We start from the raw sequence: 15,579 nt of genomic DNA on the forward strand, positions 1-15,579 counted from the left end.
GGATGCAATCCGCCCGGCTTCACCACCCCGGCCGCCTCCGCCAGCTGCCAGGAATTCTTCCGCTCCACCGGCGCCAGCAACCCGTTCAGATACGCCCGCGCCTACCGCCGTGGCTCCGCGCGATAGAACACCCCAGCCACTCGAGCGAACGCCCCATCGGAACCCAATCTCCAGACCGAAATATCCTCGCCCCCAACATCATCCAGCACGGACGACAACCCACCGCAGATGCAACTCTGCTGCAGAACAACAAAATACAACTGTCGTGCTAGGGATGGAGATGAAGTTCTGGACGGGGACAACGGCTTCCATGGCGGCGTGGCAGCGCGGGTGCCAACTCCACTGGGGCTACGGCGACGTCAACAGATACCCGATTGCCCGTCTCTGCGCCGCCAAGTCTCCCGCCCCGCCGGGTCGGTTCAGTCGTTGACAGGAGGTCGATGATTCTGTTGTTCGGTGTCTGTTGCGATCCAGGCTGCGATCTGCGCGCGGGAGGTGAATCCGAGTTTGGTCAGGATGTGTTCCACGTGCCCCTGTGCGGTGCGTTGGGAGATCACCAGTTTGGCGGCGATCTGCTTGTTTGTGAAACCTTGGGCGATGAGGTCTGCGACCTGCCGCTCACGCTTGGTCAGCTCCGCAAAAGGACCCGACGTGAGTTGCGTGTCGGTGGGCTGCTCGCCGAGGGCGTAGGCCACGGCTGCATCCATTTCCATCGCTTGGCCGTGCTGGAAGGCCGATTCGAATCCGCGTGCCCCGAGGGCGGATCGCATCAGCCGGACACATTCGTCGTGATGCTGCCGCATTGTTGGGACGATGCTCGAAATGACCCCCGCCGACCGGTCTACTTCGTGCGCGGCTCCCGTGAGCACGGCCGCACGCTCGACGTCGCCGTCGGCGCAGGCCGTCCAGGCCAGCGACTCGAGACTCGCCGCGGCGACAACTGGGCTGTGCATTCGCTGGTTGACGCGCAGTGCATTCGCGAGCAGCTCAGTTGCTCGAGACCGTTCACCTTGTTGCCAGGCGGCAACGCCGATGCCCCACAACGCCGTCGACTGGAAGAGTAGTTCGCCGCACGTTTGGGTGATGGAAAGCACTTGTCGGTGATACTCGATCGCCCGTTGCGTGTCGCCGGCCAGCTCGTGCGCCCAACCGAGCAGGGTCAGAGCAGCAAGATAGAGATATCCTCGCGGATTCGGGCTGAGCATTTCGACGGCGCGTTTGAGGGATGAGGTTGCGCGGGCAATCTCACCGCGGTAGAGCGCTACGGCGCCGTCGGCGTGGGCGATCAGCGCTTGGGTCATCGGAGTGGGGTCCTGTTCGGCGAGCACGAGTCCCTGTTCCAACAGGGGCGTCGCTGCTGGCAAATCGCCCTGCATCGCTGCCAGGCAGCAGCCTGCATAGAGCGCCCTGACACGGTCGGGTGTGGATTGCCGGGCAGGGTGGTTAAGGACCCGCTCGATCCAGCGCCGAGCTTCGCCGTATAGACCTGGGAAAATCCAGAACATATATAGTGCGGCGGCGGTCTGTAGCCCGGCTTCCGCCGCTTCCTCGGAGTTTTCCGCCAGGCAGTGTTCGAGCGCGTCGCGTAGATTCGGTAGTTCGCGGTCGAGCCTGGCGAACCAGTACGGCTGCCGGTCGCTGATCCACCCCGCCTCCGCCTCCAGCGCCAGCCGCCGATACCAGTCGCGGTGCTTGCTTCGCACCAGCTGATCCTCACCGGACTCACGTACCTTTTGCCGACCGAAATCCTGGACCGTCTCGAGCATTCGGAACCGCACCACGCCGTGGGATTCGTCTCGGATCACGATCGACTTGTCCACGAGTGTGGACAGCACATCGAGCGGGCTGTCCGCTGCCAGGTCGGTGCCGCAGATTTGTTCGGCGGCATCGAGTTCGAAGCCTCCAGTGAACACTGATAGTCGCGCCCACAGCCGTTGTTCGGCCGGGGTGCACAGCTGGTAGCTCCAGTCGATGGACCATCGCAGGGTCTGTTGACGTGTGGGTGCGGTGCGACTGCCACGTGTCAATAGGGCGTAGCGGTCGTCCAGGCGTTGCAGGATCTGTTCGGGGGACATCGTTCGCATCCGGGCTGCGGCGAGCTCGATCGCCAGTGGCAGTCCATCCAGCCGGGCGCAGATGCGGGCGATGGTGTCCTTGTTGTCGTCGGTGAGTTCGAAACTTGACACGACTGCGGTCGCGCGGTCGGCGAACAAGGTGACCGCATCGTAGCGGGGCAGTCCACGCAGCGGCGTTTCCTGGTTCGGGCTCGGCACGGTCAGCGGCGGCACCCGCAGTACCGACTCTCCGGCGATATCGAGCGGTTCGCGGCTTGTGGCCAAGATTCGCAGATGTGGACAGGCCTGTAGCCAGGTTTCGACCGACTCGGCCACGGCCGCGACCAGTTGTTCGCAGTTGTCCAGGACCAGCAGCGACTTGCGCGTGGACAGGAAGTCGACCACAACCTGCGGCAGCGGTCGCGCTGAATCGTCGCGCAGTCCGAGGCTGGCTGCAATCACGCCGACCAGCAGTGCGGGGTCGGAGATGTCGGCCAGTTCGACTAGCCATATCCCGTCGGCGAACTCCCGACGCGCGGTCGTCGCGGCTCGCAGCGCCAGCCGGGTTTTGCCGATCCCGCCGATCCCGGTCAACGTCACCAGCCGGGCCGAGGACAGCAGATTCTTCACCTCCGCCAGCTCGGCCCGGCGGTCGACGAAGCTGGTCAACTCCAGTGGCAGAAGGCCCGTGGTGCGACGACCCACTGCCGCCGCCTGCGGGCGCCACTCCGGGGTGGCGGGTTTGCGGTCCCGGAGCTCGCGGTCGGATTGGCCGTGTAATGCCATCTCATCGACGGCGAATCCATGGTTGCGCTGTGCTTGCCGGAGTGCTTCCCCTAGCGCGGTCGGCGAGGGCCGCTGGTGCGGGTCACGGTTCATCGCCGTCGATACGATCGTGGATATGTCGTCAGCGATGCCGTGCTCGCGCAGGTTCGGCACCGGCTGGGTGGTGATCCGCAGGAACTGAGTGACCACGTTCTCCCCGCTGTGCCGTTCGAACGCCGCATGCCCGGTCAACGCACAGAACAAGGTGGCCCCCAACCCGTACACGTCTGCAGCCGGCGTGGGAGCCTCGCCTTCCAGCACCTCCGGGGCGGTGAACGCTGGGGATCCAGTCAGGGTGCCCGATGTGGTCTGGAATCCGCCAGTGATGCGCGCGATTCCGAAGTCTGTCAGCGCGGGCTCGCCGTAATCGGTGAGGAGGATATTGCCTGGTTTCACGTCTCGATGCAGGATGCCCAGGCGATGCGCGGTCTCCAGCGCCCCGGCGATCTTCACACCGATCCACAACACGGTCTCCACCGGCAGCGGACCCTGCCCACGGATGCGGGCGTCCAAGGAGTCCAACGGGTGATACGGCATCACCAGATAGGGCCGTCCACTCGCGGTGGTGCTCGCCTGCAATATCGTGACGATATTCGGATGACCCGTCAACCGGCCCATCGCCCGCTGCTCCCGGAAAAAACGCGCCCGACTCTCCGTGTCCAGCTCGACGGTCAACACCTTCACTGCCACCGTCCGGTCCAGCTCCGCCTGGGTACAGCGATAGACCACACCGAACCCGCCCCGCCCGATCTCGTCGGCATCCTCGAATCCGGCCGCGGCCAATTCCTCCGTGACCGGCACTGACACGTCACGGATCGTTCGGAACGGATCCCGCTCATTCATCGGCTGCCCATATCCGCCGGTGTACCCGACACCTACCAAGATGCGTTAACTCCTTGTTAACGGACAGCGTATCCCCACCGAACAACGGCGACCAGAAGTGCAGGACAAGCGGTAAAGCGGTAGAACCGATCCCGGTGTTGGGTAGTTACCGGACGGGGTTGTCGCCGCCGGGGCTTCATCCCGGCAGTACGGTGCGCAGCAGTTCGGAAGGGGTTGGTTGCGTTCGAGGGTGACGATAGCGGTGATCTCGGTCTGGATGGTCCGCAAGTACAGATATTGTCCCGAAACAGTATGATTAAGAAGAGGATTCACGCCGCTAGCATGACGGAACCATCGGAATCCGACCGGCGAAGACACCCCCGCCTCGGCTGCTGCGTCCTCGGTCATGGCACTACGAGCGATCGCCGCCCAGAACCGGACGCGATCCTCACGCCACGCAACTGTCGGCCGGCCCGGGGAGGCCATCTGGCACCGATACTCACGAACTCTCTTCTGCCGCTGAAAAACTCCCATGCCAACACCTCCAAGATCAAGGTGTTGCCACGATCAGTTGAATACGGCCAATACCTGTCTGCCGAATTCACCCGGGCGACTGCGAAACTCGGTATCCGCCATTCTGCCGTAAGCACCGGATAATGCTTCGACAACGCGTGGGCCGAATCGTTCAACGCCACTCCGAAGAATGAACGCGTGCATCGCGTCCGCTACCGGACACGAGACCGCGCACACGGCGATATCACCGCCTATATCGATTTGCGCTACAACCAGATCAGGCTCCACTCCGCGAGTGACTACCACACACCGAATGAAGTAGAGTCCGCCTGGTTCGAAAGGAACGGAAGGGCCTGAGAAATCAAAACCTTACTGTCCGAGAGCATTCCAGCCCCTCGGCACCCGTAGAGTTAAATTGCGTGTTTGCGGTCATATCAATCCCTTGTCGTGCAATCGGTCAACACTCGACCAGGTTCACCGAGACATTTACGGCGAGACCACCCGTCGAGGTCTCCTTGTATTTCGAGCTCATGTCGGCGCCGGTGGAGCGCATCGTCTCGATCACCTGATCCAGACTCACCCGGTGGGTTCCGTCCCCCCGCATCGCCATGCGCGCGGCATTGATGGCCTTCCCGGCCGAAATGGCGTTGCGCTCTATGCAGGGAATCTGGACGAGTCCGCCGATTGGGTCACACGTGAGCCCTAAGCTGTGCTCCATCGCGATCTCGGCAGCATTCTCCACCTGTTCGGGTGTGCCGCCCAGGATCTCGGCAAGTCCGGCTGCAGCCATGGACGCAGCCGATCCCACCTCGCCTTGACATCCGACCTCCGCACCGGAGATCGATGCCTGTTCCTTGTAGAGCGAGCCGATGGCACCGGCAGCGAGCAGGAACCGGACAGCTGTCTCGTCAGGATCGGTCTTGCCTGCCTCGGTGTAGTGCACGGCGTAGTGCAGCACCGCCGGGATGATGCCGGCAGCGCCGTTCGTTGGCGCGGTGACGATACGGCCACCCGAGGCGTTTTCTTCGTTCACAGCCAGGGCCACCAAGTTCACCCAGTCCTCGGCGAGGGCCGGGTCACGATCCGGGTCCTCAGCACAGAGGCGTTCGTACCAGTCCTTCGCTCGGCGGCGAACGTGAAGACTTCCTGGTAAGTAGCCAACGCGCGCGATGCCTCGCTTCTGGCAGGCGACCATGACGTCGCGAATGTGCAGAAGCTGTTCCCGCACTTGGTGCTCGCGTCGGCTGGCGCACTCGTGTGCAAGCATCACGTCGCTGATCGTGATCCCGAAGTGCGAGGTCAGATCGAGCAACTCGCGGCCTGATCCGAAGGAGAACTCGGTGGCCGGGGGCTCCGACTGAGCTTGGGTGTCGTCGCAGGTGACGACGAAGCCGCCGCCGATCGAGTAGTAGGTCTGTGTGTGCAGTACACGGTCGTCCCGGCCGACCGCGGTTAACGCCATCGCGTTGGGGTGAAAATCTAGGAATGTCCTGGGATGCAGGGCCATCTCGTCCTCGGCGAGGGGGACATCGACGACACCGCCGAGCCGGATCCGTCGCGCCGCTCGGACCTCGGCGAGCCTGCGCTCCATCATGTCGGTCTCGATCTCGTCGGGGCGATAGCCCTCGAGCCCGAGGAGGATGGCGGGCATCGTGCCGTGCCCCGCGCCGGTGGCCGCCAGAGACCCGTATAGGTCCACGCGGACACCGGCGACGTCCGGGAGCAGATCGGTCTCGTCGAGGTGCGCAACGAACCGGACCGCAGCCCTCATCGGTCCGACCGTGTGTGAGCTCGACGGTCCGATCCCTACTGAGAACAAGTCGAACACACTGATAGTCATCGGGTTACAGCTTCGGGTAGAGGGGGTGCTTGGCGGCGAGTGCGCGGACACTGTCGGCGAGCGCCGAGGTGTCTGCACCTTCGCTCGCGATGAGTGCGCGCGCGATGAGATCGGCGACGATTTCGAAGTCGTCGTGGTCGAAGCCACGCGCAGCCAGCGCCGGGGTACCGATCCGCAGACCCGAGGTGACCATCGGTGGGCGCGGGTCGAAGGGAACCGCGTTGCGGTTGACGGTGATTCCGATCGCGTCGAGGCGGTCTTCGGCTTCTCGGCCGTTGATGGCCGCGTCGCGCAGGTCGACGAGCACCAGGTGGACGTCGGTGCCGCCGGTGAGGACGCTGATGCCGACGTTCTTGACGTCGGGCTGGCTCAGTCTCTCGGCAAGCACCTTCGCACCGTCGAGTACCCGCTGTTGCCGTTGCGCGAACTCGGGCTCGGCCGCCATCTTGAAGGCGGTGGCTTTGCCTGCGATCACGTGTTCGAGCGGACCGCCCTGCTGGCCGGGGAAAACCGCGGAGTTGATCTTCTTGGCGATGTCGGCGTCGTTGGTGAGGATGATGCCGCCACGGGGGCCGCCGAGGGTCTTGTGTGTCGTCGAGGTCACCACGTGGGCGTGTGGCACCGGTGACGGGTGCAGCCCGGTGGCCACCAGACCGGCGAAGTGCGCCATATCGACCATGAGGTAGGCGCCGACCTCGTCGGCGATCTCCCGGAATCGCGCGAAATCGAGGTGGCGCGGGTAGGCGGACCAGCCAGCGATGATCAGCCGGGGGCGGTGCTCGCGTGCGGCTGCCGCGACGGCGTCCATGTCGATGCGGTAGTCCTGCTCGGACACCCCGTAGGCGGCGACGTTGTAGAGCTTGCCGGAGAAGTTCAGCCGCATGCCGTGGGTCAGGTGACCGCCGTCGGCAAGGGACAGGCCGAGGATGGTGTCGCCTGGCTTGATCAGCGCATGCATCACCGACGCGTTCGCGGTGGCGCCCGAGTGGGGCTGGACGTTGGCGAATTCGGCGCCGAACAGAGTCTTGATGCGGTCGATCGCGATCTGCTCGATGACGTCGACATGCTCGCAGCCACCGTAGTAGCGCCGCCCCGGATAGCCTTCGGCGTACTTGTTGGTCAGGACCGAGCCCTGCGCTTCCATGACCGCGATGGGCGCGTGGTTTTCCGAGGCGATCATTTCCAGGCCGGTGCGCTGGCGCTCGAGTTCCTTGCCGATCAACGTAGCGATCTCGGGATCGAAGTCGGCGAGACGCTGGTCCAGGACGCTCATGCGTTCACTCCGTTCTTTTCCGCATACTCAGCGGCGGTGAGCAGCTCTCCGGTACCGGTCGGCTGGACCGCGAACAGCCAGCCCTCGCCGTAGGGGTCGGCGGTGACGAGTTCGGGGTTCTCGACCACGGCGGTGTTGACGAGCGTGACGCGTCCGCTGACCGGCGGGAAAAGCTCCGAGACGGTTTTGGTCGATTCCACCTCGCCGCAGGCTTCGCCCGCGACGATCTCGGTGCCGACTTTGGGCAGGTCGACGAACACGAGCTCACCGAGGGAGTCGACGGCGACCGAGGTGATGCCGACTCGGACGGGGCTGTCCGGCAGCGGCTCGCCCGGGGCGAGGAGGACCCATTCGTGGTCGTCGGTGTAGCTGCGGTCATTGGGAATGGCATGGGAGGACATGAGGACACCTAGTGGATGAGGCTTCAACGATGAAGCGGTAGTGGAGGGGCCGACCCGGTGCAGGTGGTACGCAGATCGCGATCCGGAACGAGATCAGGAGCGGCGGTAGAACGGCAACGGGGTGATCGTGAAATGTTCGAGCTTGCCGCGGATGTCGACCGTGACGGCGGTGCCGGGTTCGCTGTGCGTGACGTCGACGAACGCCAGGGCGATCAGGTGACCCAACGTAGGTGATAGGGCTCCGGACGTGACGGTCCCGATCGGCAGGTCGCCCGCGCCGTCATGGACGGTGTAGTCGGCGCGTGCGGCGCGGCGTCCGGTGCCGGCGAGTCCGACGAGTCGGCGCTGGGGTGTCTTTTCGGAGAGCTCTTGCAGCGCGTCGCGGCCGACGAAGTTCTTGTTCAGGCGGACGACCTTCCCGAGCCCGGCGTCGTACGGGTTGGTGTCGAGGGTCAGTTCGTGACCGTAGAGCGCCATCCCTGCTTCGAGCCGGAGGGTGTCGCGGCAGGCTAGCCCGGCAGGTACACCGCCGTGCGCGGTGGTGACGGTCAGGAGCGCCTGCCACAGCAGTACGGCGCGGGCGTTCGGTATATACAGCTCGAAGCCGTCCTCGCCGGTGTAGCCGGTGCGGGCGAGTAGTACCTGCAGACCGGCGACCTCGGCCGGAGTGGCTGCGTAGTACTTCAGGTCGGCGACCAGTTGAGCCTGCTTCTCCGGGACGAGAGCGGTGATGATCTCTTGGGAGGCCGGGCCCTGCACGGCGATCAGCGCGGTTTTGGTCGAGCGGTCGGTGACCGCTACATCGAGCCCCTCAGCTCGGGCGGCGAGTTCACCGAACACGGTGGGTGCATTGGCGGCGTTGGCGACGACAAGGAATTGGTCGTCGGCCAGCCGATAGACGACGAGGTCGTCGATCACACCGCCGTCGGGGTTGCACAGCAGTGAGTACTTGGCACGGCCGACAGCGATCTTCGACAACTCGCCGACCAGTGCGTAGTCGAGGAGGGTGCCGGCGTCGGTGCCGGCGATGTCGATCTCCCCCATGTGGGACAGATCGAACAGACCCGCCGAGGTACGCACCGCGCGGTGCTCGGCCAGTTCACTGTCGTACTTGAGCGGCATCTGCCACCCAGCGAAGTCGGTGAAGCTCGCACCGAGGGCGAGGTGTTCACCGAGCAGTGGCGACACGGGGGTCACTGTGGTGGTCATGCGAAGGTCTCCTGCTTCGGTGCGGTGGCGGTCTCAAAGGCCTCGGGCGCCGGGCACGAGCAGACGAGGTTGCGGTCGCCGTGGACACCGTCGATGCGTCGGACCGGAGGCCAGTACTTGCCGGATCGCAGGGATGCGACCGGGTAGGCGGCGGTGTGGCGCGGGTAGGGCAGGTCCCAGGCGTCGGCGGTGACCTGTTCCGCTGTGTGCGGGGCCTGCCGCAGGGGACTGCGGTCGAGCGGCCACACCCCCTCTCCGACGAGGTCGATCTCGCGGCGGATAGAGATCATCGCCTCGATGAACCGGTCGAGCTCGGTTAGGTCCTCGGATTCGGTCGGCTCCACCATCAGGGTGCCGTTGACGGGGAACGACAGAGTTGGGGCGTGGAAGCCGTAGTCGATCAACCGTTTCGCGACGTCTTCGGCCGTGACGCCGGTGGCCTTCGTCAGTGGGCGCAGGTCGAGGATGCACTCGTGCGCGACCAGGCCACCAGGGCCGGTGTAGAGGACGGGGAAGTACTCGTCGAGTGCCTTGGCGACGTAGTTCGCGGCAAGGACCGCGTTCTTGGTCGCCTGGGTCAGTCCGTCCGGCCCCATCAACGCGATGTACGCCCACGTGATCGGAAGAATGCCTGCGGATCCGTAGTTGGCGGCCGATACCGGAACGCCGAGCTCGTCGGTGCCGAGCGGGTTACCGGGCAGGAAGGGGGCGAGGTGCTTGCGTACCGCGACCGGACCGACACCTGGGCCACCACCGCCATGCGGTATGCAGAACGTTTTGTGCAGGTTCAGGTGGGAGACGTCTCCACCGAACTGACCGGGCTTGGCCAGGCCGACGAGTGCGTTGAGGTTCGCGCCGTCGACGTAGACCTGTCCTCCCGCGATGTGGACGAGGTCGCACACGGTGCGCACGTCGGTCTCATACACCCCGTGGGTGGAGGGGTAGGTGAGCATGATCGCGGCGATCCTGCCCTCGTGGGCGGCGATCTTGGCTCGCAGGTCGTCGAGGTCGATGTTGCCGTTCTCCGCCGTGGCGACGACGACGACGCGCATGCCGGCCAGTACCGCAGAGGCGGCGTTGGTGCCGTGTGCAGACTGCGGGATCAGGCAGATGTCGCGGTCAGTGTCGCCGCAGCTCTCGTGGTAGCCGTTGATCGCGAGCAGACCGGCGAGTTCACCCTGGGATCCGGCGTTGGGCTGCAACGAGACTCGGTCATAGCCGGTGATTTCGCTCAGCCACTGCTCCAGGCCTCGAATCAGCTCGAGGTATCCGCTGGTCTGCTCGATGGGTGCGTACGGGTGGATGGAGGCGAACCCGGGCCAGCTGATCGGTTCCATCTCCACTGCCGAGTTCAGCTTCATGGTGCACGAGCCCAGCGGAATCATCGTGCGGTCCAGGGCGAGGTCCTTGTCGGAGAGCGCGCGCAGGAAGCGGAGCATCGCGGTCTCGGAGCGGTGTGAGTGGAAGACCGCGTGCCGCAGGTAGCTGGTGGTTCTGCGCAGCGTGTCATCGAGCGCAGATGCTGACCCCAGTTGGACGGCGGCGCCGAACACCGCCAGAACCCGAGCAACAATGTCGTCGGTGGTGCACTCGTCGCAGGCAATGGCGACGTGGTCGGCGTCGACGTAGCGCAGGTTGATCCCGTCGCGGTCGGCGCGGTCGACGATGCCCCGCGCGGCGTCGGGGACGTGAACGAGGACGGTGTCGAAGAAGCGCTGGTGCACGACGTCATGGCCGGCGGAGCGCAGACCGGCCGCGAGTGCGGTTGCGTGCGCGTGGATGCGTTCGGCGATGGCGCGCAAACCTTCCGGGCCGTGGTACACCGCGTACATCGCGGCGACGTTCGCGAGCAGCGCCTGAGCGGTGCAGATGTTGCTGGTGGCCTTGTCACGGCGGATGTGTTGCTCGCGAGTCTGCAGCGCGAGCCGGTAAGCCGGGTTGCCCTCGACATCGACGGACACACCGACCAGTCGACCGGGCAGCATCCGCTCGAGCCCGTCACGCACGGCCATATAACCGGCGTGCGGACCGCCGAAGAACAGCGGCACACCGAAACGTTGAGCCGAGCCGACGGCGATGTCCGCACCCTGCTCTCCGGGCGGGGTGAGCAGGGTGAGCGACAGCAGATCGGCGGCGACCGTGGTCAGCGCACCGCGGTCCTTCGCCTCCGCGATGACCGGTCCGTGGTCGCGCACGACGCCGCTGGTTCCCGGCGCTTGGAGCACCAGGCCGAAGAAGTCGCCTTCGGGGAGCCCCGCTGCCAGGTCTGCTACCTCGACATCGATGCCGATGGCCTTGGCGCGGCCGTGCACCACGGCCAGGGTCTGAGGGAGGGTTTCGGCGTCGACGATCACCCGTGGTGTCGACGATTTCGTCTTGTTCGCGCGGCGCATCAGCAGCACCGCCTCCATCACCGCGGTGGCCTCATCCAGGAGCGATGCTCCTGCGATCGGTAGTGCGGTGAGGTTTTCGATGACCGTTTGGAAGGTCAGCAGCGCTTCGAGTCGGCCCTGGGAAATCTCCGGCTGGTACGGCGTGTAGGCGGTGTACCAGGCCGGAGACTCGAGCATGTTGCGTCGCAGCACCGCTGGAGTGACGGTGTCGAAGTACCCGAGGCCGATCATTTGCACGCGCTTCTGATTGCGCTCCGCCAGCGCGCGCAGGTCGGAAAGAACTTGCTCCTCGCTGCGTGCGGCCGGAAGGTTCAGGATTGTGCCGCTTCGGATTTGGTCCGGCACAGCTGCGTCGATCAGTTCGTTGAGACTCGGGTATCCGAGGGTGTCGAGCATATGCTGGGCTGCGGGTTTATTCGGGCCGATGTGGCGCGCCGGAAACTCCCCGACTAGTGAGGAAATGGGATCGCGTGGTTGGTCAGGCACGAGGTGACTCCGGCTTCGATGATGTCCGGACCGCGCCGGACAACGACTAGGGAACACCTCCCCGCTCTGTCCTTGAAACCTGAGAGTCCGGGCACACCTTATTACGGTCGTGCTCTACACCTTCGGTAAGTCCCGGTTGTGCGACCGGTCCTGTTCTCCAGAGTTGCCTCTGCGCTGCGGTACTGGGGCCTGAGAGATTCCCGGGGAGGAAGTTGCTCCTACGGCACCTCCTCGAAGGAGGCTCTCCCGCTACGCGTCAATGGCATCTTCAGTTGTGGTAGGGCAGACAGTACACAGCCTCCACCGATTTGTCTCCCCGGTTTCCGGGATCGCTGCCTATCGACAGGTGGGGTCGCCGGTGGGTAGATGGCCGCCGGCGAATAAGGAGATCAGGGCGGCCTGGACGCACGAATTGCTGAAATCGACTCCGTGACCGGTGTTTTCGACTGTTACCATCGCGGCCCGCGTGCCCAGGGCCGTCAGGGTTTGGCGGGCACCGGAATACGGAGTCGACGGGTCGAAGAGATCCTGCAGCAGCAGGATATCGGCCGGGCCGTTGTCGCCGATCCGGACCGGTTCCTGCTTCGGCGGGTGGTGCCAGTAGTTGCAGGCCCAGGGGCTGCCGCCGAAGCCGTTGCCGATGGGGTATTTGGCGTTCCTGGGGGAGGTCTTCCCACCCGATCCCGGTGATCAGCACGAACAAGATCCCCTGCAGCACCCGTCGGCTGTCCATCTGCGGCGGTCCCGGTGCCCCGGCCAGTTTCGTCGGCAGTAGCGGTTCAATTACCGCCCACAACTCGTCATCCACGATCCAGGGGCTGCGGCTGTCACACCGAAACATCCTGCACTGCAACAGAATCCAATGCCAACTGACCGAACCTGTTAGGAGCTCCAAGTAGCCGATTATGTGACATTCGTGAGACCGCCGCTGGGCGCTTTCCAGGGAGTCGGCGAGATGTGGTTGGGGGCAGCAGTCGCTTGCTGCCAGGCATGCCTCCGTCCCGTCTGGAAAGGATCCAGGCGGGACGGAGCTCGGTATGAGTCGTCACACCACGCGGTGCTCCAATTGGGTACCGCGGCGCGGCCCAATCGACATCAAGTCGCTCGGCTCGTCCAGTTCCAGACGGTGCCAACGGCCGCGCGGTACGACGTAGGCGTGGCCGGCTGTCAAACGGACGAGATCCTCTGTCGCGCCGATGGTCTCGGGCCGCAGATACATCCGGACGCTACCGGTCAGCACGCTCACCAGTTCATCACCTGCGGGATGCATCTCCCACAGGTCGCCGTGGACATCCGCATCGGTCTCGACGTGGAACGTGGCTACTGTCCAGCCGTCCATATCGCCCTGCATGCGGCGTTGCTCGGTCAGCAGTCGCCCGTCGGCGAGTAGTCGCACGCCGCGGTCGAACAAGTTGATGACGCCGGATTCCATTGGTGTTGTTCCTTTCTTTCGAGTTGGTCACTCTGCTGCCACAGGAGTCGGCAGCTGGGTTGCGATGGTTGATTCGGTGCGCCGCCGGGTGGGCAGTACGGCCGCCGCGACCACCAGCAGTCCGGCGGCGACAGCAAGGGCGAAGGCGTAGCCGCTGGTGAGCGCCGCTGCGGAGGTGGCTGTGCCGATGCGACCGGCGGCCAGGGTCGACAATGCCGTCAGGCCGATCGCGCCGCCGAGTTGCCGTGCGCTGCTGAGCAACCCGGATGCTATGCCCGCATCTCGAATCAGTACGCCGATGGTGGCGGCGGAGGCGACAGGAGCCAGACACAGACCGAATCCGATGCTTGTGATCACAGACGGGCCGAGTACGTCAGCTACGAAATTCCCGTCGGGACTGATCAACGCGAACCAGCCGAACCCCACGGCTGCAATCAGCGCGCCGGGGATCAGCAGTGTGCGCGGAGAGTACTGCGTGCCGAGTCGAGTGGCGATGACCGTGCCGATGATGACGCCCAGTGAGAAGGGGACGAATGCTGCTCCCGTCGCCGCCGGACTCATGCCGAGCGCCTGCTGCATGTACAGCGATACGAAGTAGAATGCCGCGAATTGCGCTGTGGCGGCGAAGAATACGAACAGGTCCGCACCCGATACCCAACGGCTTCGCAACAGGTCGAGCCGAATCAGGGGCGCGGTCGCCCAGCGGGCTTCGACCCAGATGAATGCGAGGAGCAGCGCGACCGCAGCTGTGAGGGTGGTGGCCGTGGTGGCCGTGGTGGCCGAAGCCCACCCGCCGAGCGTGGCGCGAATGCTCGGCAACGCCACATTCACTACCGCTATATCCAGCGCAATCATGAACTGCGCCATGGCGATCGCACCCAGCGCAGCAGATCCGGAGCACTTTGTGTACACGTACACAATGTACGCGACGCATCCTCTACCTGTCGATACCCTCGTGCCAAGATGGTCGAGTGAGCACTCGCACCGGACGCCCCTCCCGCCTCTCCCGCGCTCAGATCGTGTCCGCGGCGCGCGACCTCGTCGAGGCACAGGGCGTCGAGACGCTGACCATGCGCCGCCTTGCGACGGAACTGGGGGCGACCCCGATGGCCGTTTACCGGCATGTACGCGACAAGCAGGAACTGCTCCTGCTCATCCTCGAGGACATCGCCGCAGGAATGCGCCGCCCCGAACTCCCCGCCGACCCGCGGGATCGCATCGTGGTCACTGCGCTGGCCATGCACGCCACCTTGGCCGAGGTGCCCTGGATCGTCGAGGTCCTCACCGGCGACGAGTTCTTTGCCCCCGCAGCGCTCTGGTACAGCGAGACGATCGTCGACGCCGCGATGATCTGCGGCCTCAGCGCCGACGATGCGGTATACGTCTACCGAACGATCTGGTACTACACCGCGGGGAACCTGATCGTCCGCGCCTCCACGGCCAGCCGTGACACGGACCGGATCACCTTCCGCGACAAGGTGTTCGCCGAACTGGACCCCGAAACCCTGCCGCGCTTGGCCGCACTCGGCGAACGCTACGTGGAACTCGCAGCCAGGGACACCTACGAGCAGGGCCTGCGCGCCCTTGTCACGGGTCTGCTCGCACCGCCCGCCTGAGCCCGCACCGCATACCGCGCTGACCGAACCAGCCAGCGCGATCGCTCCAAAGATCGACGAGCTGAGATCATCTCACCCGACCGGGCCCGCCAGCTGTGCACGGAAGTGCCGAATGTGGTGTGGTTCAGAGCGAGTATCGCTGCTGTTCGGCTCGTGGTCTGGCGGCTTGGGTCACGGACGGACGCTCGGCGGGCGAGCACCGCCAGCATCTTTGCGGACTCGCTCGCAGCGCAGTGAGCGGCTCCGTATGGTCTCGATGCTTCGATACCACTGACCTACCAGGCCCAGGATATTGCCGCGTTCGCAGCGTCACCGTCACCGATGGCCGCGATCACGGTACAGGACAACGTCACCCACGTCATCGACGTGGTGCCAACACCGACCACTCACTGTTTCTGGGAATGGAACCGGTATCCCGTGGCCTCATCCGCTTCAACCTTCGTTCCCCTGATCCCATGGCCCTGGAGGACTTTCGGCTGACCAACATGCCCGAAGCCACCCTCGAGCAGACATTGACGGTGATCAACTACGGCATGCAACCCGAAGACGGGGCACAGACCAGCTTCGCCGACGCCCGAGTAGAAGCCGACACGTGGGGACGCATACCCCGCAGCTTCATCCGCCTAATGGGAGTCGATCAGTTCATTCCGGCCCGGTAGCGATCGGGGTCGGGAAGGCTGGTCGCCGAGCCGCCGGCCGGTGAGCACCCTCCTCG

Annotated in this window: 11 protein-coding genes, 3 pseudogenes and 1 riboswitch; of the genes and pseudogenes, 3 read left to right on the forward strand and 11 right to left on the reverse strand. The window is 64.9% G+C overall.

The annotated features are described in order from the left end of the window. Window positions 1-419: 419 nt before the first annotated feature. Entirely contained in the window at window positions 420-3,722 is a 3,303-nt protein-coding gene (locus tag ACFXIV_RS44365) for a protein kinase (RefSeq protein WP_379403343.1), read from the reverse strand. 270 nt (window positions 3,723-3,992) lie between these two features. After that, window positions 3,993-4,235, reverse strand: a pseudogene (locus tag ACFXIV_RS44370) (IS30 family transposase); the annotation flags it as partial. Window positions 4,236-4,376: 141 nt separating this feature from the next. On the opposite strand from ACFXIV_RS44370, the pseudogene ACFXIV_RS44375 reads away from it, so the two are divergent. Beyond that, a pseudogene (locus tag ACFXIV_RS44375) lies at window positions 4,377-4,571 on the forward strand (IS3 family transposase); the annotation flags it as partial. Between the two features lie 100 nt (window positions 4,572-4,671). Here the strand turns inward: ACFXIV_RS44375 and ACFXIV_RS44380 are convergent. From ACFXIV_RS44380 to ACFXIV_RS44420, 9 genes and pseudogenes are all read right to left on the reverse strand, one after another. Then, complete coding sequence (locus tag ACFXIV_RS44380; protein ID WP_379421453.1) at window positions 4,672-6,054, reverse strand: L-serine ammonia-lyase; 1,383 nt, start codon at window positions 6,052-6,054, stop codon at window positions 4,672-4,674. Window positions 6,055-6,058: 4 nt separating this feature from the next. Next, the gene (gene glyA, locus ACFXIV_RS44385; RefSeq protein ID WP_379405602.1) at window positions 6,059-7,327 is read right to left on the reverse strand and encodes a serine hydroxymethyltransferase; all 1,269 of its coding nucleotides are present in this window, start codon (window positions 7,325-7,327) and stop codon (window positions 6,059-6,061) included. Then, window positions 7,324-7,728: a glycine cleavage system protein GcvH gene (gene gcvH, locus ACFXIV_RS44390; protein ID WP_379405600.1), complete on the reverse strand. Its 405-nt coding sequence runs from the start codon at window positions 7,726-7,728 to the stop codon at window positions 7,324-7,326. The genes glyA and gcvH overlap by 4 nt, the downstream gene beginning before the upstream one ends. Window positions 7,729-7,821: 93 nt before the next feature. Then, complete coding sequence (gcvT, locus tag ACFXIV_RS44395; RefSeq protein WP_379421454.1) at window positions 7,822-8,937, reverse strand: glycine cleavage system aminomethyltransferase GcvT; 1,116 nt, start codon at window positions 8,935-8,937, stop codon at window positions 7,822-7,824. Further along, window positions 8,934-11,726, reverse strand: a complete 2,793-nt coding sequence (gene gcvP, locus ACFXIV_RS44400; RefSeq protein ID WP_379421455.1) for an aminomethyl-transferring glycine dehydrogenase — start codon at window positions 11,724-11,726, stop codon at window positions 8,934-8,936. Before gcvP ends, gcvT begins: the two co-directional genes overlap by 4 nt. A 257-nt stretch (window positions 11,727-11,983) precedes the next feature. Next, a riboswitch (glycine riboswitch) is annotated at window positions 11,984-12,075 on the reverse strand. 77 nt (window positions 12,076-12,152) lie between these two features. After that, the gene (locus ACFXIV_RS44405; protein WP_379405821.1) at window positions 12,153-12,458 is read right to left on the reverse strand and encodes an alpha/beta hydrolase; all 306 of its coding nucleotides are present in this window, start codon (window positions 12,456-12,458) and stop codon (window positions 12,153-12,155) included. Then, a pseudogene (locus tag ACFXIV_RS44410) lies at window positions 12,457-12,657 on the reverse strand (transposase); the annotation flags it as partial. The pseudogene ACFXIV_RS44410 and the gene ACFXIV_RS44405, both read right to left, overlap by 2 nt. Before the next feature lie 204 nt (window positions 12,658-12,861). Continuing rightward, complete coding sequence (locus ACFXIV_RS44415; RefSeq protein WP_379405814.1) at window positions 12,862-13,248, reverse strand: cupin; 387 nt, start codon at window positions 13,246-13,248, stop codon at window positions 12,862-12,864. 27 nt (window positions 13,249-13,275) lie between these two features. Further along, a complete protein-coding gene (locus ACFXIV_RS44420) occupies window positions 13,276-14,160 on the reverse strand; it encodes an MFS transporter (protein ID WP_379405816.1) in 885 nt (294 codons plus the stop codon). Window positions 14,161-14,219: 59 nt separating this feature from the next. Here ACFXIV_RS44420 and ACFXIV_RS44425 point away from each other — a divergent pair, with 59 nt between their 5' ends. After that, a complete protein-coding gene (locus tag ACFXIV_RS44425) occupies window positions 14,220-14,864 on the forward strand; it encodes a TetR/AcrR family transcriptional regulator (RefSeq protein ID WP_379405818.1) in 645 nt (214 codons plus the stop codon). 455 nt (window positions 14,865-15,319) lie between these two features. Continuing rightward, window positions 15,320-15,523, forward strand: coding sequence for a hypothetical protein (locus ACFXIV_RS44430; RefSeq protein ID WP_379405820.1), 204 nt, complete (start codon window positions 15,320-15,322; stop codon window positions 15,521-15,523). Window positions 15,524-15,579: the final 56 nt, after the last annotated feature.

This window comes from Nocardia sp. NPDC059236 (genome assembly GCF_042754085.1).
GTDB lineage: Bacteria > Actinomycetota > Actinomycetes > Mycobacteriales > Mycobacteriaceae > Nocardia.